The sequence below is a fragment of the Streptomyces sp. NPDC021749 genome, assembly GCF_040640655.1.
In the GTDB taxonomy this organism is placed as follows: Bacteria; Actinomycetota; Actinomycetes; order Streptomycetales; family Streptomycetaceae; genus Streptomyces.
This window is the reverse complement of the sequence record NZ_JBFACE010000071.1, coordinates 1-21,690: the sequence shown is the minus strand read 5'-3', so window position 1 is coordinate 21,690 and position 21,690 is coordinate 1. Positions and strand designations below refer to the sequence as shown.

At 68.5% G+C, this 21,690-nt stretch carries 21 protein-coding genes, 2 tRNA genes and 1 pseudogene; 4 read left to right on the top strand and 20 right to left on the bottom strand.

Annotation, left to right across the window (positions count from 1 at the left end):
* Positions 1-90: 90 nt before the first annotated feature.
* Together AB0G35_RS35940 and AB0G35_RS35935 are read right to left on the bottom strand one after the other, a co-directional pair.
* On the bottom strand, positions 91-4,131 hold the full coding sequence (locus AB0G35_RS35940; RefSeq protein WP_360958579.1) for a PAS domain-containing protein: 4,041 nt from the start codon (positions 4,129-4,131) through the stop codon (positions 91-93).
* Between the two features lie 191 nt (positions 4,132-4,322).
* Positions 4,323-4,649: pseudogene (locus AB0G35_RS35935) on the bottom strand (SSI family serine proteinase inhibitor); the annotation flags it as partial.
* A 678-nt stretch (positions 4,650-5,327) separates the two neighbouring features.
* Between AB0G35_RS35935 and AB0G35_RS35930 the strand changes: the two are divergent.
* Positions 5,328-5,418: transfer RNA gene (locus AB0G35_RS35930), tRNA-Ser, on the top strand.
* A gap of 531 nt (positions 5,419-5,949) precedes the next feature.
* Positions 5,950-6,022, top strand: a tRNA-Arg gene (locus tag AB0G35_RS35925).
* Positions 6,023-6,100: 78 nt separating this feature from the next.
* On the opposite strand, the gene AB0G35_RS35920 is transcribed toward AB0G35_RS35925, so the two are convergent.
* The 10 genes from AB0G35_RS35920 to AB0G35_RS35875 all read right to left on the bottom strand — a co-directional run bounded on the left by AB0G35_RS35920 (position 6,101) and on the right by AB0G35_RS35875 (position 13,153).
* Complete coding sequence (locus AB0G35_RS35920; RefSeq protein WP_360958576.1) at positions 6,101-7,336, bottom strand: site-specific integrase; 1,236 nt, start codon at positions 7,334-7,336, stop codon at positions 6,101-6,103.
* On the bottom strand, positions 7,324-7,533 hold the full coding sequence (locus AB0G35_RS35915; protein WP_360958574.1) for an excisionase family DNA-binding protein: 210 nt from the start codon (positions 7,531-7,533) through the stop codon (positions 7,324-7,326). The genes AB0G35_RS35920 and AB0G35_RS35915 overlap by 13 nt, the downstream gene beginning before the upstream one ends.
* Positions 7,530-8,948, bottom strand: coding sequence for a replication initiator protein RepSA (gene repSA, locus AB0G35_RS35910; protein ID WP_360958572.1), 1,419 nt, complete (start codon positions 8,946-8,948; stop codon positions 7,530-7,532). Before repSA ends, AB0G35_RS35915 begins: the two co-directional genes overlap by 4 nt.
* 89 nt (positions 8,949-9,037) lie before the next feature.
* Positions 9,038-9,346 carry a SpdD-like protein gene (locus AB0G35_RS35905; RefSeq protein WP_360958570.1) on the bottom strand — a complete coding sequence of 103 codons (309 nt, stop codon included), beginning with the start codon at positions 9,344-9,346 and terminating at the stop codon, positions 9,038-9,040.
* A gap of 27 nt (positions 9,347-9,373) precedes the next feature.
* On the bottom strand, positions 9,374-9,529 hold the full coding sequence (locus AB0G35_RS35900; RefSeq protein ID WP_360958567.1) for a hypothetical protein: 156 nt from the start codon (positions 9,527-9,529) through the stop codon (positions 9,374-9,376).
* 18 nt (positions 9,530-9,547) lie between these two features.
* On the bottom strand, positions 9,548-9,739 hold the full coding sequence (locus AB0G35_RS35895; RefSeq protein WP_360958564.1) for a mobile element transfer protein: 192 nt from the start codon (positions 9,737-9,739) through the stop codon (positions 9,548-9,550).
* An 18-nt stretch (positions 9,740-9,757) separates the two neighbouring features.
* The gene (locus AB0G35_RS35890; protein WP_360958561.1) at positions 9,758-10,465 is read right to left on the bottom strand and encodes a DUF2637 domain-containing protein; all 708 of its coding nucleotides are present in this window, start codon (positions 10,463-10,465) and stop codon (positions 9,758-9,760) included.
* 54 nt (positions 10,466-10,519) lie between these two features.
* Positions 10,520-11,875 carry an FtsK/SpoIIIE domain-containing protein gene (locus AB0G35_RS35885; protein ID WP_360958558.1) on the bottom strand — a complete coding sequence of 452 codons (1,356 nt, stop codon included), beginning with the start codon at positions 11,873-11,875 and terminating at the stop codon, positions 10,520-10,522.
* 2 nt (positions 11,876-11,877) lie between these two features.
* Complete coding sequence (locus AB0G35_RS35880; protein WP_360958555.1) at positions 11,878-12,234, bottom strand: hypothetical protein; 357 nt, start codon at positions 12,232-12,234, stop codon at positions 11,878-11,880.
* Positions 12,235-12,373: 139 nt separating this feature from the next.
* Positions 12,374-13,153: a GntR family transcriptional regulator gene (locus AB0G35_RS35875; RefSeq protein ID WP_360958552.1), complete on the bottom strand. Its 780-nt coding sequence runs from the start codon at positions 13,151-13,153 to the stop codon at positions 12,374-12,376.
* Between the two features lie 18 nt (positions 13,154-13,171).
* Here AB0G35_RS35875 and AB0G35_RS35870 point away from each other — a divergent pair, with 18 nt between their 5' ends.
* Positions 13,172-13,639 carry an NUDIX domain-containing protein gene (locus AB0G35_RS35870; RefSeq protein ID WP_360958549.1) on the top strand — a complete coding sequence of 156 codons (468 nt, stop codon included), beginning with the start codon at positions 13,172-13,174 and terminating at the stop codon, positions 13,637-13,639.
* 751 nt (positions 13,640-14,390) lie between these two features.
* Here AB0G35_RS35870 and AB0G35_RS35865 read toward each other — a convergent pair.
* The 7 genes from AB0G35_RS35865 to AB0G35_RS35835 all read right to left on the bottom strand — a co-directional run bounded on the left by AB0G35_RS35865 (position 14,391) and on the right by AB0G35_RS35835 (position 19,581).
* On the bottom strand, positions 14,391-15,020 hold the full coding sequence (locus tag AB0G35_RS35865; RefSeq protein WP_360958546.1) for a GIY-YIG nuclease family protein: 630 nt from the start codon (positions 15,018-15,020) through the stop codon (positions 14,391-14,393).
* Positions 15,021-15,627: 607 nt separating this feature from the next.
* Positions 15,628-16,866 (bottom strand): hypothetical protein, encoded by a 1,239-nt coding sequence (locus AB0G35_RS35860; protein WP_360958543.1) that lies wholly within the window; start codon positions 16,864-16,866, stop codon positions 15,628-15,630.
* Positions 16,859-17,440 carry a DUF4365 domain-containing protein gene (locus AB0G35_RS35855; RefSeq protein ID WP_360958540.1) on the bottom strand — a complete coding sequence of 194 codons (582 nt, stop codon included), beginning with the start codon at positions 17,438-17,440 and terminating at the stop codon, positions 16,859-16,861. The genes AB0G35_RS35860 and AB0G35_RS35855 overlap by 8 nt, the downstream gene beginning before the upstream one ends.
* Before the next feature lie 202 nt (positions 17,441-17,642).
* Entirely contained in the window at positions 17,643-17,975 is a 333-nt protein-coding gene (locus AB0G35_RS35850) for a hypothetical protein (RefSeq protein WP_360958537.1), read from the bottom strand.
* Positions 17,972-18,703: a GntR family transcriptional regulator gene (locus tag AB0G35_RS35845; protein ID WP_360958582.1), complete on the bottom strand. Its 732-nt coding sequence runs from the start codon at positions 18,701-18,703 to the stop codon at positions 17,972-17,974. Before AB0G35_RS35845 ends, AB0G35_RS35850 begins: the two co-directional genes overlap by 4 nt.
* A gap of 8 nt (positions 18,704-18,711) precedes the next feature.
* Complete coding sequence (locus AB0G35_RS35840) at positions 18,712-18,939, bottom strand: hypothetical protein (RefSeq protein ID WP_360958534.1); 228 nt, start codon at positions 18,937-18,939, stop codon at positions 18,712-18,714.
* 363 nt (positions 18,940-19,302) lie between these two features.
* Entirely contained in the window at positions 19,303-19,581 is a 279-nt protein-coding gene (locus AB0G35_RS35835; protein ID WP_360958531.1) for a hypothetical protein, read from the bottom strand.
* Between the two features lie 78 nt (positions 19,582-19,659).
* Between AB0G35_RS35835 and AB0G35_RS35830 the strand changes: the two genes are divergently transcribed.
* On the top strand, positions 19,660-20,415 hold the full coding sequence (locus tag AB0G35_RS35830) for a GntR family transcriptional regulator (RefSeq protein ID WP_360958528.1): 756 nt from the start codon (positions 19,660-19,662) through the stop codon (positions 20,413-20,415).
* A 22-nt stretch (positions 20,416-20,437) separates the two neighbouring features.
* Here the strand turns inward: AB0G35_RS35830 and AB0G35_RS35825 are convergent, their stop codons facing one another.
* Positions 20,438-20,767, bottom strand: coding sequence for a hypothetical protein (locus tag AB0G35_RS35825; protein ID WP_360958525.1), 330 nt, complete (start codon positions 20,765-20,767; stop codon positions 20,438-20,440).
* Between the last annotated feature and the right edge of the window lie 923 nt (positions 20,768-21,690).

Genomic DNA, 21,690 nt, shown 5'->3' with positions numbered 1-21,690 from the left:
AGTTGTACTCGCGTCACATACGACGGTCTACCGGACCAGGCCGTGCCACGAAGGCACATCACACAGATTGATCACGACTCGATACGCGCCCTAGTTCGTACCGATCTTGGCCAGCAGATCGACGATCCGCGACTGCACCTCGGCGCTCGTCGAACGCTCCGCCAGGAAGAGCACCGTCTCGCCGGCCGCCAGCCGCGGCAGCTGTGCCGGATCCATGTCGGCGGAGGTGTAGACGACCAGCGGTGTGTGGTCGAGCAGCCCGTTCGCACGCAGCCAGTCGACGATGCCGGCCCGCCGGCGACGCACCTGCATCAGGTCCATCACGACGAGGTTCGGACGCATCTGCGTCGCCAGGGTCACCGCGTCGGCGTCCGCATCGGCCCGCGCGACCTGCATCCCGCGCCGCTCCAGCGAAGTGATCAGCGCCCCGGCGATGGCGTCGTTCTGCTCGATCAGCAGCACCCGCGGCGGGTGGTTCTCGCTGTCCCGCGGCGCCAGCGCCTTGAGCAGCACCGCCGGGTCCGCCCCGTAGGCGGCCTCCCGGGTCGCCTGCCCCAGACCGGCCGTCACCAGCACCGGAACCTCGGCCGCGCCCGCCGCCTGGCGCAGCGACTGCAACGCGGTACGGGTGATCGGCCCGGTCAGCGGGTCGACGAAGAGCGCCGCGGGGTACGCCGCGATCTGCGCGTCGACCTCCTCACGGGAGTTGACGATCACCGGTCGGTAGCCGCGGTCGCTGAGCGCCTGCTGGGTGGCGACGTCCGGCGCCGGCCAGACCAGCAGCCGGCGCGGATTGTCCAGCGGCTCCGGCGGCAACTCGTCGTCCATCGGCAACGGCTGACGTGCCATCACCTCTATGGCGCCGTTCGGCCCGTCCAGCGGCTCGGGACCCTCGCTGCCCTCGTCGGGCGCGGAGATCGCGAAGGCCCGCCCCTCACTGGCGTCCATCAGATGCGGCTGCGGCTGCGGCTGCGCCGCGGGCGCAGGCCCTGGCTGCCCGGCCGCCGGCGTACGGTCCTGCGGCGCGGCCGGCTGCGGACCGGGCCGCGGCCCGGTCCCGTCCGCCACCGCCCCGGCGGCCGCCGCGCGCTCACCGTCCTGCGGCGGCGCGGCGAGCTTACGGCGCCGCCCCGAGCCCGCGGACGTACCGCCGGGCGGGGTGCTGCCGGGCGGCAACGGCCGCTGCTGCCCGGCGATCTGCTGGGCGAACGGCACGCCCTGCCCGAGTGTGCGCACGCTGAACGCCCGCCCCTGGGCCGCGGCCTCGTCCTCGGAGCTCGGCGGGAGCGGCTGACGGTGCGGGTGGCCGCCCGGCCCGCCCTGCGCGGGTACGGGCGCCGCGGCCGCCTCCTCCGCGGGGCTGGGGCGGCCGCGACGGCGGCCGGTCGGTGCGGGCGGCACCTCGGGCCCGGCGGGTGCCTCCCCGCCCGGCACGGGCGCGATACCGGGCGCCGGACCGGCCCCGGTCGCGCCGGCCGGACCGACCGGCTCCGGGGACTCGGCGGGCTGGGCCACCAGCCCCTCCGGCCCGGCCACGAACGTCCCGGACGACTCGGAATCGGCCATCGCGGCCGCCGCGCGCTCCTCGGCGGCCGCCCGGCGGGCCCGGCGGCGGCCGGTCGGCTCGTCCCAATCGCCTTGTTCTTCAGGTGAGTCGGCGGCCCCGGCGGCGGCCTCCAGGGCGTACTCCGGCTGCTCGCCGGGCGGTGGGGCCTCCGGACCGCCGGCCACCGGCCGACGTGCCCGGCGCCGGCCCGTACCGGCGGCCTCCTGCGGGCCGACCGCCTGCGCGGGCAGCTGATCGGCGACCGCCGGCAGCGCGGGCAGCCCCGACGGCGCCGGCTGCGGGGTCCGGTCCGCCGCGGCCGGCGGCAGCGCGAACGCCGTCCGCGGACCGGCCTGCTGGGCGGCACCCGTGGCAGCGGACGCCCGGTCCCGCTCGCCCTGCGCGGTGCGCTCCGGCGCCTCGGCCAGCGCCCGGCGGGCCCGCCGCCCGGCCGACTGGACGGGACCCAGCCCCTGCGGCTGGGCGGGCGCCGAAACCTGTCCCGGAATCTGCGGACGCGCGGGCACGGCAGCCGACGACCCGGCCACGGCGCCCGGCCCGGCGGTCGCGGCACGGTCCGGTCCGGCAGCCGGCGCCTGCCCCGGCTGCTGACCGGCGGCCGGGGCCGCACCCGAAGTCAGCGCGGGCAGCCCGCCGCCCTCCGTGCCGCCCTGCCGGGCCCGCCGCCGCCCCGTAGGAGGCACGGCCTCGGCCCCCTCCGGCAGCCCCGGGCCCTCGCCCTCGGCAGCCGCACCCGGCTCGCCCTCGGGCGCACCCTGCTCAGGGCGCCGGGCCCGCCGGCGTCCGGTCGGCTGCGCGCCACCGGCCTGCGCCGGCACCGCCGCCCCCTGCTCCACACCGGCACCGAGCGACTCACCGGCCCCACCGGTACCGCCGTCACCCGCCGCGGGCCCCTGGCCCGTAGCGTCCTCGGCCGCCGCGTCGCCCTGCGTACCCCGGGCCCGCGCGGTCGGAACCGGCATCACCGTCGTCTCGTTGCCGACCGGCACCTCCGCCGTACCGTCCTCCGCGGCACCGTCCGACGGCCCCGCGCCGTCCCCGTCGTCGATCCCCACCGGCAGCTCCAGCACATAGGCGCTGCCGCCCGCACCGGGCCCGCTGCCCGGCACCTCGTGGGTCTGCAGCAGCCCGCCGTGCTGCCGCACGATCCCGCGCACCAGCGGCTCGTGGACCGGGTCGCCGCCGCCGAACGGCCCGCGCACCTCGATCCGTACGACCTCGCCGCGCTTGGCCGCCGCCACCACGATCGTCGAGTCCCCGGGGACCGCGGTACGCCCGCCGGGCCCCACGGCGCCGTCCCCGACCGGCATCCGCCCCGTCGAGTCCACGCCCGCGACATCCGCGATCAGATGCGACAGCGCCTGCGCGAGCCGCTCCGCGTCCACCACCGCCTCTATCGGCGGGGCGTGCACCGCGAACTGCGCCCGGCCCGGCCCGATCAGCTCGATCGCGCCCTCCACGCCCGCGGCGACCACACCGTCCAGCGACACCTTCGCGCGGTTCAGCTTTTCCTGGCCCGCGTCCAGCCGCTGGTAGCTCAGGACGTTGTCCACCAGCGTCGTCATCCGGGCGTGGCCGGCCGCGAGGTGGTGCAGGATCTGGTTCGCCTCCGGCCACAGCTGGCCGGCCGGATCCGACGCCAGCGTGCCCAGCTCGCCCTTCAGCTCCTCCAGCGGGCCGCGCAGCGCCTGTTCCAGTACGGCCAGCAACTGGGCGTGCCGCGCCGCCAACGCGTCGAAGGGCCGCCGGTCGGTGAAGGTCATCACCGCGCCGACCAGCTGATCGCCGTCCCGCACCGGCGCCGTGGTCAGGTCCACGGCCACCGCACGCCCGTCCTTCGACCACAGCACCTGCCCGCGGACCCGGTGCTTGCGCCCCGACTTGAGCGTGTCGGCCAGCGGCGTGTCCTCCCAGGACAGCGCCGACCCGTCCGCCCGCGAGTGGTGGATGAGCGGATGCAGCTCCTTCCCGCCCAGCTCACTCGCCCGGTACCCGAGGATCTGCGCCGCCGACGGGTTGACCAGGACGACTTTGCCCTCGGAATCGACCCCGACCACACCCTCGGCCGCGGCCCGCAGGATCATCTCGGTCTGCCGCTGCTGGCGCGCCAGCTCGGCCTCGGTGTCCAGCGTGCCGCTCAGGTCCCGTACGACGAGCATCAACAGCTCGTCGCCGGTGTAGCCGTTGCGGTGATCGGCGTAGGCGGCCTCGAAGGCGGACTCGTACGGGGTCCGGCCGTCCTCAAGATTCGCGCTGGTCACCTCGACCAGCATCTCGGTGCCGTCCGTCCGCCGCGCGACCATCCGCGTCGGCTTCGTCCGCTGCCCCGCGACCTCCTCGTCCCGGCGCCGCATCGAGCCCGGGATCCGCTTGGAGTCGAAGTCCGGCAGCAGGTCCAGCAGACCGCGGCCGACCAGGGCCGTGCCCGGCGCCTCGAAGGTCTCCAGCGCGATGGTGTTGGCGTTGACGACCGTGCCGTTGCAGTTGACGAGCAACAGCGCGTCGGGGAGGGCGTCGAGTATGGCTGCGAGGCGAGCAGCGCCTCGGGATGGCCTGCTGCTCACGAGTCGCTTCCCTCCTGTTACCGCACCGTGCCGGGCCCGCCGCGGCGGACGCTGGGATGGAGTCTACGGGCACTCGCGCGCGACGCGGAGGCGGATGACGGGGAGGTTATGCCGCGGCGCCGTGCGACTCGCCGCACGCCCGACATGTGACCCTCGTCCTGACCTGGGACGCTACTGCGGCACGAAACGGGTCACGAACTGGTCCTCGGGAGCAGAGGTTCGAAGCGGCTCCAGCGTCCGATCTCACACCCGTTGGTGCGTCGGAAATCTGCGTTGACGGGCCGCCCCGCCCACGTCCCGGTGACATGCGCGGTCGCCGGACCGCCGTAGATCATCGTGCACTGCGCATGCTGCGGCACCGGCGCGAACGGGTCCTTCCCCCAGCGCGTCATCGAGTCGAGCTTCGCGCACGCCCGCCGCACATGGTGGTGCGTCCCGTGCCCGGGGTGGCAGTACAGCTCGAAGGTCCCGTCCGTACGGGCCGACCCGGACTGGTGGACGGTAACGATGAGGTGGTCCCGGGGCGCCCCCTGTGCCACCGGTCCGACGTGCCGGCTGGGCCGGGCATCCCGACCGTCCCGGCTATCCCGCCGGGGGGAGGACTGCCGACGCACCGGCCCACCCACCCCGCCCGGCCGCCCACCGTGCGAGGCCAGCTCCCCATCGGGCGAGGCCAGCCGCCCCCGATACGCATCCCGCCCGACCACCAGATCCGACCCGACCAGCGCCCCCTGCTGGAGCCGCCCCCCGGTACGCCCCAGCCCCTCCCCGCCCTCCCTCCCCTTCGGGTTCGGCCCGTGGTGACCCGCGCCCGTCACGCCGTCGCCGGACCGGTAGTGGGGCAGCGGAATCGGGGCGGCCGACGCGACGGGCGCCACCAGGGCCAGTACGGCGGTGGCTGCGGTGACGGCGGTGGCAGCGGCGGCGAAGGGGGACGACGTCCGGCGGTGCGACATCACAGGCTCCAGAGAGGCGAGTGCGGGGCGGTACGCGGTACGTACACGCCGGGGGCGCACGACACGACGGTCGCCACGGCCCCACACTCCTAACGCGCCGCCGCCCCCGACGTTGCGCCGCAGGAACGTCTTTGCCGGGTGGCCCGCGCGCCTAGTACCGTAGGGGGCGATTGGTGACAGCCCTCGGAGCTGTGCCATCATCGACACACACCACAGCGCGCCTGCGCGCATGAGGTGCGTGGAGGCGTCGCCTAGTCCGGTCTATGGCGCCGCACTGCTAATGCGGTTTCGGGTTTACCCCCGATCGAGGGTTCAAATCCCTCCGCCTCCGCTCTTCACCTTCCAGGCCCCGGTCACTTCGACCGGGGCCTGAAAGTTTTTGGCGAGCGCGGGATGGGCGTGGGGCGAGCGCGGTGGGGGCGGGCGCGGGTGGGGCGGGCGCGGAGCTCGGGAAGCCCGAGGAGAAGAGGCGATCTACCGAGTCCCCCGGAAATCTCCCCGGCCGATTCTCAGGGATCACCCCTGGCCTTCCCCGGATCTTTCTCGGCCCTGTCCTTGGTGGCGCCGTCGGCGGTGGCCTTGTGGGTCCCCGCAGTGGCGCCCTCAGCGGCTCACTCAGTGGCCCCCGTCACACGCGCCTCCGGCTCCGCCCCGCCGCGCCACCCTGAAGAGGGCTCTCCCCGCCCCAACTTCATCCGGATCATCGACCGGCGCCCCGGCCCCGGATCAACCCCCCACCCCGGCCGCGCACGCATTTCCGCAGGTCAGAGCGGGTGAGGGGAATGGATTTCGCCTGACGCCGCAGGTCATGTAATGTTGTTCCCGCAACGCCGACCGGCAAGAAAAACCGCCGGAAAGCCAAGCGCTCGTAGCTTAACGGATAGAGCATCTGACTACGGATCAGAAGGTTGCAGGTTCGAATCCTGCCGAGCGCACAGCAGGTCAAAGCCCCCGCCGGGTAATCCGGACGGGGGCTTTGTCATGCCGTACAGCAGTGAAGTACAGCAACTACGTCAGCCGGCGCCGCCCAAGGCAGCGGACAGCATCGCGAGAGCTTCGCGTACGTCACCATCGTCCGCTTCGGCGTAGACATCCATCGTGATCTCGATCGCCGAGTGCCGCAGGATCCGCTGTGCGACTTTCGGGTGCACCTTCAGGAGGACCAGCAGCGCACTGCACGTGTGCCGGGTGTTGCGCAGCGGGATGACCCGGAGCCCGGCGCGGCGAGCACGCAGAGCGAACATGCGGGTGAGGTTGCCCGGCTCGATCGGGGTGCCGTACTTCGTCGTGAAGATCAGGTCGTGACTGCCCTGCCAGAGATCACCGGCGGCCTTCCGGTCGCCGATCTGCTGAGCGCGACGCATCCGGAGTGCCTTGAGGCAGAGTGCCGGCAGCGGCAGGAAGTCGTCCGACTCCTCCGTCTTGGTCTCGCGGTGGAGGATCTGACGCCCCGCCCGCTGGATCTGGTGATCCACGTAGAGCACACCCGCCTCGAAGTCGACGGACTTCCACGTCAGTCCGAGCACCTCGCCCCGACGGAGCCCCAGACACAGCACGAGCACCCAGGCTGCGAAGAGCGGATCTTCCCGGGCCACCGCGTCTGCCAGAAATCGGCTGGCCTCAGCCGCGGACCAAGGCTTGATGCGGCGGCGGCGCGGCTTGGGGACCTTGACCAGAGCGGCGACGTTCTTGCCGATCTCCTCTTCGGTGACCGCATGGGTGAGCGCGGCCCGTAGGGCATCACGAGCAGCTTGAACGACCCGACGAGACGGGTACGCCTCACAGCACTCGCCAGCAGCGCAGCAACGCCGGCGGCCGGGAGCGCGCTTGGCGTCCTTCCCCTGGGCGCAGCACTGGCAGATCGTGGCGAGCTTGGTCAGCCACTCGCGCACGTCCCGCACGGTGAGCTTGTCGAGCCGCTTCGAGCCGAGGTGCGGGGCGATGTAGAGCCGCACGGAGCCCTCGTACGAGACGTAGGAGAGCGGAGCCAGGTTGGGCTTTACGATCGACTCCAGCCAGTAGGAGAGGAAGGCGCCGAGCGTGCGGTGTCGCGTCGCCACGGGCCCTTTCTTCGCCTCAGCGTGCAACCTGATCCACTTGTCGTGTACGTCTTCCCGCGTCTTGCCGTAGACGTACTTGCGCTTCTTCTTGCCGTCGGGGGTGGTGACCCAGACGTAGGCGGCGAAGCCGTTCTTGTACGGGTAGATGGAGCCTTCGCCGTTGCCGCGCTTGCCGCTCATGCCGACCACTCCTGTTCAGCTTCGCGGGCCAGGCGTTCGACGTATTCGTCGACCCAGCGGGGCAGGATGCGGCGGTTGCGTCCGTCCTTGATCGAGCGGATCTCGCCCGTGAGCACGAGCATCTTGGTCTTGGACAGGCCGTAGCCGAGCATCTGCGCGACTTCGGCGGTGGTGTGCCACTTCCTTTCGACCACGGTGGCGGTCATTTCCAGTCGTCTCCTTCTTTGGCTTCGAGTTCGGCGCGTGCTTCACGTGCGGCGTCGCGGTTGGTGCGGACGCCGCGGGCGATGGTGGCGGCGAGGACGGACTCGCCGGGCGTGTGGCCATGGCCGACGTACTGCCAGTCGGTCAGGACGAGGACGGTGTTCGGCTCCGGGAGTTCGAGGCCGAGGGCTTTGCGTTCCTGGGCGGCGCGGAAGTCGGCGCGGGCCGCGCGGAGCTCGCCGAGGGTGGTCGAGTAGTGGCGGGACTTGGAGGAGAAGTGGCCGCGGAAGCCGAGCATGTGGGCCCAGGCCCAGAGGCGGCGGTCCGGGTAGAGGGGGTCCAGGTTTTTGCACGCGATGATCAGGCGGCGGGTGTGTTCGGGGACCTGGTGGCGGTCCAGCTCGGCGAGTTCGCCGATGCGCCGGTCGAGGGTGCCGGTGGTCTCGGCGGCCTTGGTCGCGTACTTCGCCACGTAGGAGGCGACGGCCTGTTCGGTGATGTCGGAGCCGTCGCCGAATGCCTTGACCGGCCGTACGTCCAGCTGTGTGCCCCAGCGGAAGGTCCGGGCGGGTTGGTCGCCGGCAGCCGGCGTTGTAACCGAGGTGTAGGAGTGCGTGGTGGCGGCGTGGATCGCATCGGTCAGTAGGTCGACGCTTGCCCAGGACGGCGGCGGCGTTCCGGGCCCGTGTGGTCCGTCGATGCGGATCACGGCGTGGAAGTGAAGGGCGCCGCGCTTCTGGAACTCGCCGACCTTGCTGTAGGAGAGGCGGGCCGATTCCTTGAGGCCGCGTTGGGTGAGGCCGGCGCGGGCGGCCAGTTCGCGGCGGAGTCGGGTGGTGAAGCGTTGCCAGAGGTCGCCCGCGTGGTTGTTGAACAGGACGGCGGCGGCGTAGTCGTACGTGTCGGGGTCCAGGGCGGTGCCGAGCTCTGCATCGTCGGTGCGGTGTCGTGTGCCGCAGCGGCAGATGCCTCGGTCGGGCCGGTTGTGCACGGGGCCGAAGGACGGTGCGGTGAGGGTGGCGAAGACGCGGGGGTGGTCTCGGACGGTGGCGGGGATGTCGCGGCGGTCGTCTCCGGCCAGGCCGGCGCGGATCAGGCGGTAGGTGTCCCCTGCGTAGGTCCAGGCGCAGGCGGGGCAACGGGAGGCGCGACGGTTGCCACAGGCGAGGCGGAGTCGTCCGCCGGGTTCGGACGCGGTCGAGTAGTGGTGCAGATTCTCGCCGGACGTGCGGTCCTTGGTGACCGTCCAGCCGGCGAGGTGGATGGGGTCGGAGCAGCCGCCGGTGCGGTGGATCTGGTCGGCCCAGCGGTCGTAGTCGGGGGCCGAGGCCACTCTCAGCAGGTCGCCGAGGGTGGTCGGGTCGAGGAGCGGGGCAGGCACGGGCGACCTCCCGCGTACGCGGGTGCGGTCGGTCATGATGGGGGTTCCTTCCGGATCTGCGGTTCGGACAGGAGCACGGCGCCCGGGCGGCGGAGACTTGGCGGTTGAGGCCGCCCGGGGGCCGGTCAGCGGTGCGTGCGCCCGGAGGCGACCAGCGAGCGGAGGACGACCGCGCAGACGGCGACGGACACCCCGCTGATGGCGACCGCGAGGAGCATCGAGACCAGGACGGCGCCGACGACCAGGACCATGGCCGTGCCGCCACCGACGAGGGCGAGCGCGGTGCCGGGCGTGAGCTGGACCGCGGGGCGGGTCGAGGACTGGGCGACAGGGGTCGGCGGCGGGGTGTGCCGCACGATGGCGGTCGGTTCGGCGGTGGGAGGAACGACGAGCCCGGTGGGCGTCGGGTTGGTCGGGACCTTGGGGCGGAACATGGGGCTCTCCTTCTGCGGGCGTGGGCGTTACTTGACGGCGGTGTCGATGACGGGGGCCAGAAGGCTGTCGGCGAGGAGGTAGCCGCCCAGCAGGAGCACAGCCACGAGCCACCAGGGCGGGCGGATGAGCTTGATGCCGAGGTAGCCGACGACGATCAGGGCGAGCCAGAGCGGGATGTTCATGGGGTTCTCCTCAGTCGGTCAGCGGACGGTGCAGCGGTGGGTGCGGGCGGCGAGCTGGGCGGCCGAGCGGCTGTTGAAGTCGGCGGACCAGCCGCAGCGGTCGGCGGTGCAGACGGCGGCGTTCTTGGTGCGGCCGTAGTGATCTCGGTAGGTGCCGATCTGTACGGGGCCGATCCGCATGACGGAGTGGAAGTGGTCGCGGGCGGGCATGGTCGATCTCCTGCCTGATCAGGTGAGTTGGGCGGCGATGGATTCGGCGAGCTGAGGCGGGACGCCGAGGCGGGCCCGCAGGGTGTCGGTGTCGATCCGGTCTCCGGTCCGGGCACGGTGCTCGTCGGCGACCTTGCGGGCGTGGGCGACGAGGGCGGCCGGGACGGGAGCAGGTACGGCTGCATGTGCAGGCCGGGGCGGTTCGGCGGGCGGTGCAGCCGCGGTGAGGCCGGCTGATTCCGATCCGGGCGGACCAGCCGCAGGATCCGCGACCGGCGCCGGTAGCGGGGCGGGTGCCAGATTCACGTCGGCCGACGAGGCGGGATCGGCGGCTTCGTCCGCGTGCCGCGTATGGGCCAGCAAGGTCCCGCCGAGGAAGGCGAGTGCCGGCCATCCGGCGATGCCGAAGCGGAGCCAGGCGGGCGGGTGCCGCAGATCGAGGAATCCGGCGGTCGCGACATTGGCGCCGAGCGATGCCACCAGAGCGATCACGAACCAGCTCCAGGCGAGCCGGGACGGTCCATCGCCGCGGAGCCGCCGCCAGGCCACGACCAGCAGCAGGTCGACGCTGATCGGGTAGGCCCAAGCCTTCCAGCCGTCCTGTCCAGCAGCGGCGGCCAAGTCGTGAAGGTGGGCGAAAGAGAGCGCTCCGGCGATGACGGCTTGTACGAGAACGGGGTCCGGGCGAATGCGTCCCACGACGGTTCTCCTTCCGGAATCTGGCATGGAGGGGGTAGGGACTTGGCGCGTCGAGGTAGCGCCGACCTATGGCGGGGAGGGTCAAGCAGTCGCGGTGGACGCCCTGTTCAGCGTCAGAGCACCGGAGGCCGACGAGGCGACGGCGGGCCGGAAGGGCGCGAGCGCGGGCACGTACGGCGTGCGGTCGGCGTACTTGTTGCAGAGGTTGACCGCCGCGCGAAGCGACGTGTGCGGGGCGCGGATGCGTGACCAGCCACCGGTCGAGTCACCGGCGACCGCAATACCGGGAGCGTCCGCGGGAATTTGGATGGCTGCCAGTACGGCGTCCGGGGAGATGTCGCCGAAGGCCATGTTGGCGCTGGTCTCGTCGTTGACGCGGTGAGCGGTGCGGCCGGTGAGCTGGGCCCGGAGCATCGTGATGCCCTTGCCGAGTTCGGAGCCGAAGCGCTGGCCGCAGATCTCCAGGTAGATGCCAGCGGCGCGGCCGAGCTGGGCCAGGCGGACGAGCGCGGTGATGATCCGGTCCCGGCGCTTCTCCTCCTCCCTGGAAGCGAAGAGCGCGAGTTCGGCCACCTCGTCCACCAGGACGACGACGGGAGGCGGCCGCAGCTCTTCGGCCAGGTCCCAGATGTCGGCGGCGATCTCCGCGTCGGGGACGTTCACGCTGATGCGCTGTTGTTCGCGGACGAGTTGGTAGACGGACTCCATGTGCGACACCAGCGCTTCGAGCAGTTCGAGGGCGGTGTCCTGGTCGTTAGCGAGGGCGGAGAAGCGGCGAGCGAGCGGGAACAGCTCCACTCCCTGCTTGCAATCGATGCCGACGAGTGCAACGTCCTGAGCCGCGAGACCGGCCACCAGGTTGCGCTGGTAGACGGACTTGCCCGACTCGGTGGCCCCGAGCGTGAGACCGTGCGGAACGGTCCGGTAATCGCGGTAGTGGACCGATCCGTCCTCGCGCAGTGCGACGGGTATCCGCATCGGAGCGCGGACGAGCTTGGCGGGCATCTGCACGCGCCTGAGCACGTCGTAGCCCGTCATCCGCACTTCGACGACGCCAGAGCGAATCTCCCGGGCGGTGACGCCATACATCCCGAACGAGTGCCGCAGCCGGTCGGTAGCGGCGGAGACGTCGAACACGTCCTGGCCGGGACGGAGTTTGAGACGTAGGACGAGCCCCGTACGGGTCGGCCGGAGACGCAGGATGCGTGGGGCACGCGGCTGGGGGGCCGGGCGATCGGTCATGCGGGAGAGCGCGAGTCGCCAGCGGGAGGGCGGAACGGTCAGTCCGCAGGCATCCATGACCGAGGCGTACCGGACTAAGACCCGCAGTACGGCGAGAACGACCCCGAAGGTCATCCAGTACCAGGCGGGAAGCCGCCACCGCAGCACGAGAGCGGTGGCGACGACCAGCAGCAGTACGACCGAGAGGCGGGCCATGATCAGGCCGCCTCAGCCTGCGACCCACCGCTGGCAAGCGAGGTGACCGCCACGGCACGGAAGGCGATGCCGTGCCGCTTCTGCCCGTTGAACTCGTTCTCCCACGGCCGGGCGATCAGGCCGGTCAGCGCCACCGGAGTGCCCATGCCCAGCTCACCGGAGACCCCGGTCTCGGGGACGGTGACGGAAAGGATCTCCACCTCGTTGTTCGCCGCGAACATCACGTCCACGGTCATCAGCTTCGCCCCGGTCTCGACGTCGAGGGCGACCTCACCGGTACGGCGGTCCTTGACCTTGATCTGCGGCTGCTTCGCGACCATCACGGTCGCGGCGGAGGTGTCGACGGGGATCTGACGCACTACGAATCACTCCTCTATAGATGACGAACTCCATCACTCATGTACATGAGTGACATGAAGAAGAGTGCCCCACTCCTGTACATGAGTCAACCCGCCTCGACGAAGAAGTCGGGGCGGGCTGAGGGGAGTTGAGCGAGCGTCAGTCTGTGGCAGGGATGCGGTAGCTGAAAACGAACTGGTCAGCCGCCATGAGGGTGTCGCAGACCTCCACCACGCGCCCCTCGGTCGTCAGCGCCTCACGGACGAGATGCACGACGGGAGCGCCAGGGCTGAGCGCCAGTTCGGATGCTTCAGCCTTGGAAGCCGGCCGAGCCTGCAAGGTCTCCACGAACTCGGCAAACTCATGCCCGTGGTCTTCGAGTCGGGCGTAGATGCCACCACCGCCGGGGTTCTCGGCGAAGAGCTCAGGGATGTCCTTCACGACGTCCCACGGCAGGTACGAGCTGGCGGTCTCGACCGGAGTGCCGTTACGGAAGTAGAGCCGCCGGCGAGCGAGGACCTGAGCACCGGGCTCGACTCCGAGGCGTTCGGCCACGTCCTCCGGGGCCTCCACGGGGCCGATGTACAGAACGCTGACCTTGGCCGTGGCTCCCGACTGCGCCGACTCCGCCAGATACGCAGCCTTGCCACCCTGCCGGTGCGAGCGGCGGAAGCGGTCGGAGGAACGGTGCCGTACCGGCGGCCGGTCCTTCACGATCGAGCCCTTGCCGTGGCGGGTCTCCACCAGGCCGCTCGCGCGGACCTCCACCATTGCCTTCCGGATCGTGCCGCCCGCGACGCCGTACCGCTCGACGAGCTCAGACTCGCTCGGCACCATGTCGCCGGGCTTGAGAACGCCCGCCCTGATCTGCTGCACGATGTCGTCGGCGATCTGCACGTACCGAGGTACGGCCTTACCCCCTCCTGCCGCGGTTCCCATAGTTCTTCGCATCCTCCTATGCTCCTGTACATGAGTAACAGCGCCGCGAAAGCCCAGTCAACGCCACTGCACTCCGTGTCCGTGGCCGGGGTCGTCGTCCGCGAGGACGGCAAGCTCCTGACGATCCGGCGGGCGGACAACGGCGCTTGGGAGCTCCCGGGCGGAGTGCTCGAACTCAACGAAACCCCGGAGGCCGGCGTACGACGCGAGGTCTGGGAAGAAACCGGCATCCACGTCGAGGTCGACGAGCTCACCGGGGTCTACAAAAACACGACACGAGGCATCGTGGCCCTGGTCTTCCGCTGCAAGCCGGTCGGCGGCGAGGAACGAACCTCCAGCGAGTCAACAGCAGTCACCTGGCTCACGCCCGCCGAGGTGGCCGAGTCCATGTCCGAGGTCTACGCGATCCGCTTCCTGGACGCCCTGGACGGAGCGGGCCCCCACGTACGAAGCCATGACGGCAAGCGCCTGACACCGACGCGATAGAACTTTCCCTACTTCATCAAGGCTCGCTGCGCTCGCTACCGGGCCCGATGTAGGGGCAGTTCAGGAGCACACCGCACGTTCGCGCGGGAGCGCTAACGTTCCCGGCCTCCGGGAACTGCAAGCAGTCAGATCAGAGGCGCCGCGCACAGCGCGGCGGCGCCGGTCGTCGCCGCCGCACGGCTCCCTCCTCGTCTTCGCCGCCGGGGCCGCGCGGCGTCGACGCCCGCGCCCACACGGGGCGAAAACTAGGCCGAGGGTGGGCGCGGTCGGCTCCACGGCTTTACCCACCTCCCCGGTTCGGGTCCCGCGTCGAGCAGGACCAGGGGGCCACTCGGTTCACATGACGGGCGCACTGCCGACTGCCCCATGGGTCTTGGTTCCGTCAAACAGGCTGGCTACGGGAGGAGTGGGGGCGGTACGGCCGAGCGCTCCGGACATGCAGGCCAGCAAGGGGCGGGGCGCCGTACCGCCACCGTCACGGATGCAGGAGCGTGAGCGGACCGGACCCTGATCCGTGACTGAGGGGGAGCTAACTGCTGCCGCGATGTGGCTGAGCCCGTCGTGGGCGCTCCGCTCAGTTTCCCGCCGTCGGCCGTAGGTCTCGGTGAGGGAGTCTAGGCAAACTTCCAAACTCGCTCGAACTCTCGCCTAGAACTCCACTCGTCCGATGGCCAGCCCTCTCCAGGTCGCGCCGGAGAAAGGGCGAAGCCCCCCGGGGGACCCCAGGAGCTTGGAGTGTCGCGCCGCGTGGTCAGCGGACGGGTGAGGTGGTTTCAGCCCCCTGAGTGTCGCTATAGCGGCGAAGGAAGTGACGTGCCGCGACGTCGATCTCTACGACGGGGTCGGGCACGCCCCGGAGGTCAAACCATTCGCTGTGGCTACGTTCCTCCTGGAAGCGGTCATGCAAGTGCCGCTCCAGTGGATACCCGCCACGAGCACTCCAGCGAAGCTCCAGCCTGGTCGCTGATCCCACCTGCAGAGACTTCATGCGTTGGGCAATATCCTTTGCTACTCCGATCTTGATCAATTCCGGGTTTTCATCGGTCGATATGGCGTAGACCCACCGTTCATCGAATTGCTCCTGCTTGCGCACGGAGCGGGGCCAGGGCCGCTCCATGGCCTCCATGAGTTCGTCGTGCTCACGGTCCTTGCGCTCGTTGATCACAGTCGCGATGCGGTTCAGGTAGTCGCGGGCATCCGCTGCAGCGATTGTTCCGCTCGCAACCAGGTCGAGCAGCTCGACCACAGCCGGCACTTCGATGTCCGTGCCGTAGCTCGGGGCTTCCTGCCGCGCGTTGCCTGGCCAGAGCCCCCAATGCATGCGGACTTCTTCGATGCAATGACCGCCCACGTTCAACCGGACGGTGAAGGACTGAGCCACGGCGGGTCCCCTTCAAGTAAAGACTGCGAACTGTGTGTTACTGGACGATGTCATCGTGCTGGATCCCACTGACAACGCCATCCTGCGAACGCACGGCGCCACCTCCCCATCAGCACCCAGCTGCTGGACTCCGCTGGCCGCAACCAGCAGCACAGGAATGGAACCTCCGGCGACGCTCATCGCGAGAGTTACGTCGTTCTGACATCCACGAGTGACATCAACAACGTCGGACGTCAGCGCTGCTAGGCGGTCTGACATGGCCAGCGTTTCCGGGCTGCTCCCCGACAGTGCCGAAGATCGATCAAACGCCTAACGCGGATGTCAGCCCACCCTGCTGCACAGCAGCGAAGTAGGGCAACCACGGCGATCCCGGCCGACCGGGCATCGGTCGCAGGACCACTGACTACCAGCCGAGTAGACCTCAGGAGCCCCCGCGGGCGGGCACCGGCCCGCCTGGAGCTGCGCTTCTACCTCTGACCCGCTACGCCCCTACTGCGCCGACGCTCGCCGGCATATGGATAGGGACAGAGCTACGGCGGGCCACACCGGAATGGATAGGAGGTAGGAATTGGCAGTCAGGAAATACACCCTGCATCGGAAGCCGTAATTACTCCGTTACCTCATTCGCTTGCTCAGCGAAAAGCGAGATCTGCCCTTCCATGGGCGGGCGAGAAGGGCGTGCGTAATCTGAAAGAGGGCCAAGCGTGCGCATAACGGTCGCGTCGTATAGCCAGCTCAAATTACCCTCTCTTTCGAGTCGCCCACTTACTTCAAGTGCTAGATCCTCTTCGTGAGCCCTTACCGCCTCGTGATATTCTTCTTCCTCCGACAGTCTGACGCGAACTTTCTTAACGCGTCCAGGTCCTAGGGACTCAATCCCAAACACGCCAGGACTTCCCGCCTGCTTCTTTGCAAGCAGATGCACCCTGCCTACCAAAGTTGATACCTGAGAGGAGTTATCTGCGGCCAATCTAATGGCCGCCTTACTCAAGGGTTCGACATCGGATCCGCGAAATTCAAAATGGGAGTCCAGTTCGACAGGGGCTGGAGTAATCGGGTCCCATTCAACGCTTATATCGGCGCCCTCGGAGTTTTCTGCGATGCCGAGAATCGCGTGAGTCATCTCGTACGAGATTCCTTGAGTCACTCCCGCCTCAAATCCGGATAGGGAGCCACTGGAGCGATAGTGATCAAGCGCTTCCACAGTCGCTTGCACAGCTTTAACCACTGCCTGACTAACGTCTCTGACGCTCGCGAGTCCAAGTTCAGGAATGGCAAACGCTGACGCATCCGCCGACGGGGACACCGGGACTCCCGCGTTCGGGGGCGCGTAGGCAGTGATGACGTAACTCCCGGGAGCTGTCTGCCCCATCAGAACTTGATCGAGATACCTGTGGGCAAAACGGCCGTGTTTATTAACGAAATGACGCCCAGGTCCCATATAGGATTTGGCACCCGCGATTAGTGTCCTACGAGCCGACTCTACAAGGCGCTCTCCGCTCTTCCATGCAATGAACCCGCTGGGCGCAGATGATTCCTTTCGGAATTTAAATTCGTCGGAGGCATCCACGATCAATCGAGGGTAAACCGACCTGACCCAGAATTCTCGATCCTGAGAAAGTTGCAACAGGGCCGATCTCATCGCATCGACAAATTCAGGCGCATCTTCATCGAGTGGAAGCATCAGGCTTGAGTTCAGCCATGCGTCTGTAAGATTTGGCGGGGTATAGCGAGAATAGATCCCGCGCCTGCCGCCGATGCGCCGCCATCCGGCCTCTTCCAGAAGAGCGCTGAGCTTTCCTGGGTCAACTCGCGCAGGGAGCGTTACGCTCGACATGTCAGTCATTTAGCGGTTCACCCCTGTCGATTTTATTCAGGATCTCAGAGAGAGCTTCCGCGTCCACCCTGTTCTTAGTTGGGATGTGCACCGTTGGCTTCTTCACTGACGGGTCAGCGTGAACCCCTTCCAGGGATACCCAGAAGCAAGATCGTCTAGTCCATAGACCGTCGTGCGTAACGTCAGTCCACTCTGCTTGCCGAGGCGGCGCTGTCATAACGATCAGGATGGCCTTGGGGTACTTGCGTGGCTTCACTAGGTGATCAAAGTACTGACGTTTGGTGAACTGATAGCTGAAGTGCTGGCGGGACTGATCGGGGACGATCTGTGTAGTGCACTTGAGCTGGGCCAGTACTGCCGACTCCTCGTCCAACGGGTTGCTAGGAGGCCTAATCAGGCGGATGTCATACCCGTAGACATCGACAGGCACGATCTCGACCGCGAGGCCGGCGGTGGCCGCCACGGACTTGATGTAGCCCTGCTGTAACTGCTCCATCATCTGAGTGACGTAGCGCATGTCTACGGCATCGATGTGGCTAGCGCGCGGCTTTCTGCCGTCCGCAGGCTCCGTTGCCTTCACCACGCGGCAGTGCCCCTCCCCGAAGTCGAGACTTCAGGCTAGATCACTGGAGGGCCCCGGGTCAGGCGCTGCGTGAAAGTCATAGTCGAACGGTAGTGCTAGCCACTGACAACGGCTAGATCCCTCCCTCAGCTGCCGGAGGATCGGACCGCACTGCCGGGGAGCCCAATTGGAAGGGGCTCCCCGACAGTGCGATGTGGCCCCGCTAGCCGAAGGCTGCCGCTGGCAACTGAGGGCCCTCGTCGCCGCCTTCCGCTAGTGGAAGGCGGCGACGGCGGCTGATCGCTACACGACGCACGTCACGCAGGGCTTCCGTCGTGGCCGTCGCCAGGAGCCGGACCTCGTTCGGCTCAGCCTCCCCGTCGCTGAGTACTTCGACCGCGTGCTCCAGGAGTTCGCCTGCCAATTCCACCTGCACCGATTCGATGTTGTCTGCTAGGCGGGACAGGTAGCCGCCGCTGTCCTCGGTACTCAGGTAGCAAGGGTTGCCCTCGGGGCCTGACCACGGGAGAAGCCGCAGCTCGTGGGGGATCGTCATCCTCTGTTTGTCCTCTCGTCGCTCATGTGGTGGGTGGTGAAGAAGGCGTCGACGCGGTCGCCGGGAAGTACCAGGAGCGCCGCCTCGACCACGCGTCCTGTGATGTCGGAGGCCACGCGTGTGATCGCGAGCACTGCCAGTGCCGAACTGATGCGAAGGGTCGCCACTTCTTCTGCTGTTGGAAGACGGGCGCTGACTCGCTCTTGGACCTCGGCCAGTGGAGGGCGAAGCTCTGCCAGCTTCGCCTCAACGCCCTTGCAGGAGTGCGATCCGGTGGGAACGTCGGTCGGCGACAAGTCGCGAGGGACGTAGATGCGAGCGAGGCTGTGTGGCGACTTCCCCTGGTGGCTGAGGCAGAGAAATTCGGTGAGCGGGCTGCTGACCGACACCTTCAGCAGGCTGGTCAGATGACCGTGCGCCTGGAGGTGGGTAGTGCGCACGCTAACGCGTAACGCCGAATCGGCCGAGGGCTTCGTCCTGGGTGTCAGATCGCCCCCGACGTAGGTGATTCTGCGGAGGGGGTAGCGGACGAAGTTTCCCTTGCCGTGGACCTTCTCGACGAGCCCTTCACCATGGAGGGCCGCAAGGGCGCCTCGCAGCGTCGCTGTACTGACTGCATAGTGGGAAGCGAGCTGTGCCTCGGATGGGAGGCGGTCGCCAGCCTTGAACCGGCCGGTCGAGATCTTGTTCCGAATGTCATCGGCGATGACATGACGGCGAGTGGGCATGGATCGCATCACCACCTCCTCAGCACTCGTAGGGCTACGAGCCGAGTTCGGGAGTGCATGGTGAGCAGTTCGCCCGACTCGAACCACAGGCGCTTCGCTCCGCCAGGCAGCTGGAGTAGGTCGATGACGCGGCACGGGCGACCGCCGATCTGGATGACGTCGCCGCGTTGCACGCTCTCAGAGGTGATCTCGACAGGGCCGGCCGGTGCCCCGCCGCCCGGTGCCCTACCCCTCATCGGGGGCCGCCCGTTCCGTTGCCATGATCGGCCGCCGCGTGGCAGGAGCAGTCGCACACCTCGTAGACAACGGGGATGCCGATCGGTGCAGCCGCGGGCGAGGACTGCGCGCACTCGCAGTGCCTACCGATCTGGCAGGAGCTCGACCGGTAGGCAGCGGCGTTCGTGCGGGTCACGCCGTGCTGCTGGCGAGGAGGCATCAAAGGACCTCCGCCGAAGTGAACCAGTGGGGCATGAGGCGATCAGGAGGCGCAGCCGCCGGCTGGAGGCGCCTCGGGGAACCGTGGTGCCAGTTCATCGCGACCACCTCTTATCGGTGTGCGGTCCGGCGTGATGGATACGGTTGAACACGCTGATCAGCTCCTATCGCTGATGGCCAGGCCCCCGGACATCGCCCGTCGCGGGGGCCGCTGTGTGTACGGCGGCCCATAAGGTGCGGCCGTTCAAGTTGTTGGCGAAGAGCCCGAATCGATCCGCCTCCGCCACTGCGTCTAAGACCTCCCGCCATGAGTCGGCGGGGAGCGACTCCGGGACCTCCGCTTCGATCGACATGAGTTGGGCGTGCTGTTCCACGCGTGGGGCGAGCCCGACGGCGGACAACCGGGCTGCGATGCCATCGGCGCGTGCTTCCGAAGCAGGCACAGGCAGCCTCCGTCGTCGGGCGATCACTTGGAGTAAAGCTAGTTAACTAGATTAGAGCTAGTGGACTAGATTTTCCATATGCCTGAGCAGCCGCCGTACCTCCGCATCGCTGACGAACTCCGGCGACGGATCGCGGAGCATGAGTGGACGCCGGGAGATCGGCTCCCGTCACGTACCCTGATCGGGCAGGAGTGCGGTGTCGGGGAGAACGTGGTTCGTCGTGCTCAGGAGCTGCTGATCTCTCAGGGAGTACTGGAGGGTCGCGCCGGATCCGGCACATACGTCGCCGCCCCTCGTCAACGGGTACGCATGGTCCGTTCCTCGGCCCGCGAGCAGCCCGCCGGCTCCCCGTTCCGCGCGGACATGAAGGCCGTGGGCAAGCTGGGCGATTGGGAAAGTCGGACCGAGGCGAAGGTGCCGGCACCGGCTGAGATCGCGGCACGCCTCGGTATCGACGAGGGTGACCTGTGCGTCCGCACGGTGTACGAGTTCCTCGCCGACGGCAAGCCGGTGCAGTTGTCGACGAGCTGGGAGCCGTACGACCTCACAGGCGGCACGCTCGTCGTTCTGCCGGAGGGTGGGCCGCACGCAGGGGTGGGGGTGGTGAACCGCATGGCCGAGATCGGCATCACGGTCAGCCACGCTGTGGAGCAGCCGGAGCCGCGGCAAGCGAATGCCGAGGAGGCATCACTCCTCGGCATCCAGAAAGCCAGTCTGGTCACGCACATCCGGCGTACGTACTACAGCGACCAGGGTCGGCCCGTGGAGACGGCGGACATCGTCGTCCCTGCTGCTCTGTGCGAGATCGTTTACGAGGTCCCGATCAGTCGATAGTGAACGCTCGCTCTCGACACCGCTAAGGCGCGGGCGTAAAGCCGGCGGACCAGTCGAGATGGAACGGGGGGCCTGGAGTTACCGGGGACCAGCCCTCTCGAAGGGCGAGTTCGATGGCGTGAGCAACGTCGGAGGGAAGTACCGGCTTGGCCTCACGTCCCAACCAGTTGCTCGGATGAGGCTGGTTGGTGGTGATCACGAGCGTTGCCCCGGGGGCGTCTGCGTGCTCGACCGCGAACGTGCACGGCGTCCAGGACAGGGCCTGAGAGTAGGTCGGCCTACGACGCAGTCGCCAGCGATAGACCGTACCGTCGACAACGATGCGTCGTGCTCCCGTGCGGCCCAGTGCCATGGCTCCTCCTCGACTCGGGGATGCTAGCGAGCCCGGCTCTGCTGACCGTCTCAGTTTCCGTCTCATTCAAGTCGGTTCAGGGCCGTTCAGGCGGGACGGGTACCACGTGCCGACCCCGCCAGTCGACGTGCATGAACGCAGGTGAACGGCCCTATTCGAGGCCCCTGCGGCCACCACCAGACTTGGAAAGCGTGTTGGTGCAGGTCCTCAGCAAGCGTCTAATGGTGGCGGGTCCGGTTGGGTTTGTCGGACGCCGGTGCACGCCACCAGCGTGCCGCCGTCCTGGTCGAGGAACAGCATGAAGATCCACGGCCCATCAGTAGCCCGGATTTGACCCAGCCGGACGGGTCCGCCGTATCGGTTGAGTCGTTCCACGGCCTGCTCAAGGCCGGATGTCTCGATGCCTTTCCGGAGGGTGTGTCTGAGCCGGCGTCCATAAACTCTGGCGAGTGGCTCGGCCGACGTCGTGCCATCCCAGACAACATAAGAAGCGCCGGCGCGGAGAGCAGCCAGAGCAGCCACCGACGTCTCGTCGTCACCGCTCAGCAACCGGTCGAGTCGTTCCCGTTGCACGCCCTCACCCCTGGACCTCGTCGTGCTGTACAGCAACGAAGTACAGCAACCCCAGCAACCACCACCACCCAACATCGGTTGCCATGCTCCTTCCCGCAGCCTGTATGACCTTCAATGACCGATCTCTTCAGAGCTACGGATCAGAAGGTTGCAGGTTCGAATCCTGCCGAGCGCACAGCAGGCCAGAGGCCCCGTTCGATATCGAACGGGGCCTCTGGCGTTCCTGTTGACGGCAGTGATTGACGGCAACCGCCTCTCAGCTTGGCGTTTAACGTGGGCGGGCTTGGTGTTCCTTGATCGACTCGGCGCGTTTGACCGTCTTGCCGACGTTGTGGTGCCTGGCCTGGTGC

Bases quoted from the DNA above. Each gene is read 5' to 3' on its own strand.
- AB0G35_RS35915 (WP_360958574.1), bottom strand. From the start codon at position 7,533: ATGACCGCCACCGTGGTCGAAAGGAAGTGGCACACCACCGCCGAAGTC.
- repSA (WP_360958572.1), bottom strand. From the start codon at position 8,948: ATGACCGACCGCACCCGCGTACGCGGGAGGTCGCCCGTGCCTGCCCCG.
- AB0G35_RS35905 (WP_360958570.1), bottom strand. From the start codon at position 9,346: ATGTTCCGCCCCAAGGTCCCGACCAACCCGACGCCCACCGGGCTCGTC.
- AB0G35_RS35900 (WP_360958567.1), bottom strand. From the start codon at position 9,529: ATGAACATCCCGCTCTGGCTCGCCCTGATCGTCGTCGGCTACCTCGGC.
- AB0G35_RS35895 (WP_360958564.1), bottom strand. From the start codon at position 9,739: ATGCCCGCCCGCGACCACTTCCACTCCGTCATGCGGATCGGCCCCGTA.
- AB0G35_RS35890 (WP_360958561.1), bottom strand. From the start codon at position 10,465: ATGCCAGATTCCGGAAGGAGAACCGTCGTGGGACGCATTCGCCCGGAC.
- AB0G35_RS35885 (WP_360958558.1), bottom strand. From the start codon at position 11,875: ATGGCCCGCCTCTCGGTCGTACTGCTGCTGGTCGTCGCCACCGCTCTC.
- AB0G35_RS35875 (WP_360958552.1), bottom strand. From the start codon at position 13,153: ATGGGAACCGCGGCAGGAGGGGGTAAGGCCGTACCTCGGTACGTGCAG.
- AB0G35_RS35870 (WP_360958549.1), top strand. From the start codon at position 13,172: ATGCTCCTGTACATGAGTAACAGCGCCGCGAAAGCCCAGTCAACGCCA.
- AB0G35_RS35860 (WP_360958543.1), bottom strand. From the start codon at position 16,866: ATGACTGACATGTCGAGCGTAACGCTCCCTGCGCGAGTTGACCCAGGA.
- AB0G35_RS35850 (WP_360958537.1), bottom strand. From the start codon at position 17,975: ATGACGATCCCCCACGAGCTGCGGCTTCTCCCGTGGTCAGGCCCCGAG.
- AB0G35_RS35845 (WP_360958582.1), bottom strand. From the start codon at position 18,703: ATGCCCACTCGCCGTCATGTCATCGCCGATGACATTCGGAACAAGATC.
- AB0G35_RS35840 (WP_360958534.1), bottom strand. From the start codon at position 18,939: ATGAGGGGTAGGGCACCGGGCGGCGGGGCACCGGCCGGCCCTGTCGAG.
- AB0G35_RS35830 (WP_360958528.1), top strand. From the start codon at position 19,660: ATGCCTGAGCAGCCGCCGTACCTCCGCATCGCTGACGAACTCCGGCGA.
- AB0G35_RS35825 (WP_360958525.1), bottom strand. From the start codon at position 20,767: ATGGCACTGGGCCGCACGGGAGCACGACGCATCGTTGTCGACGGTACG.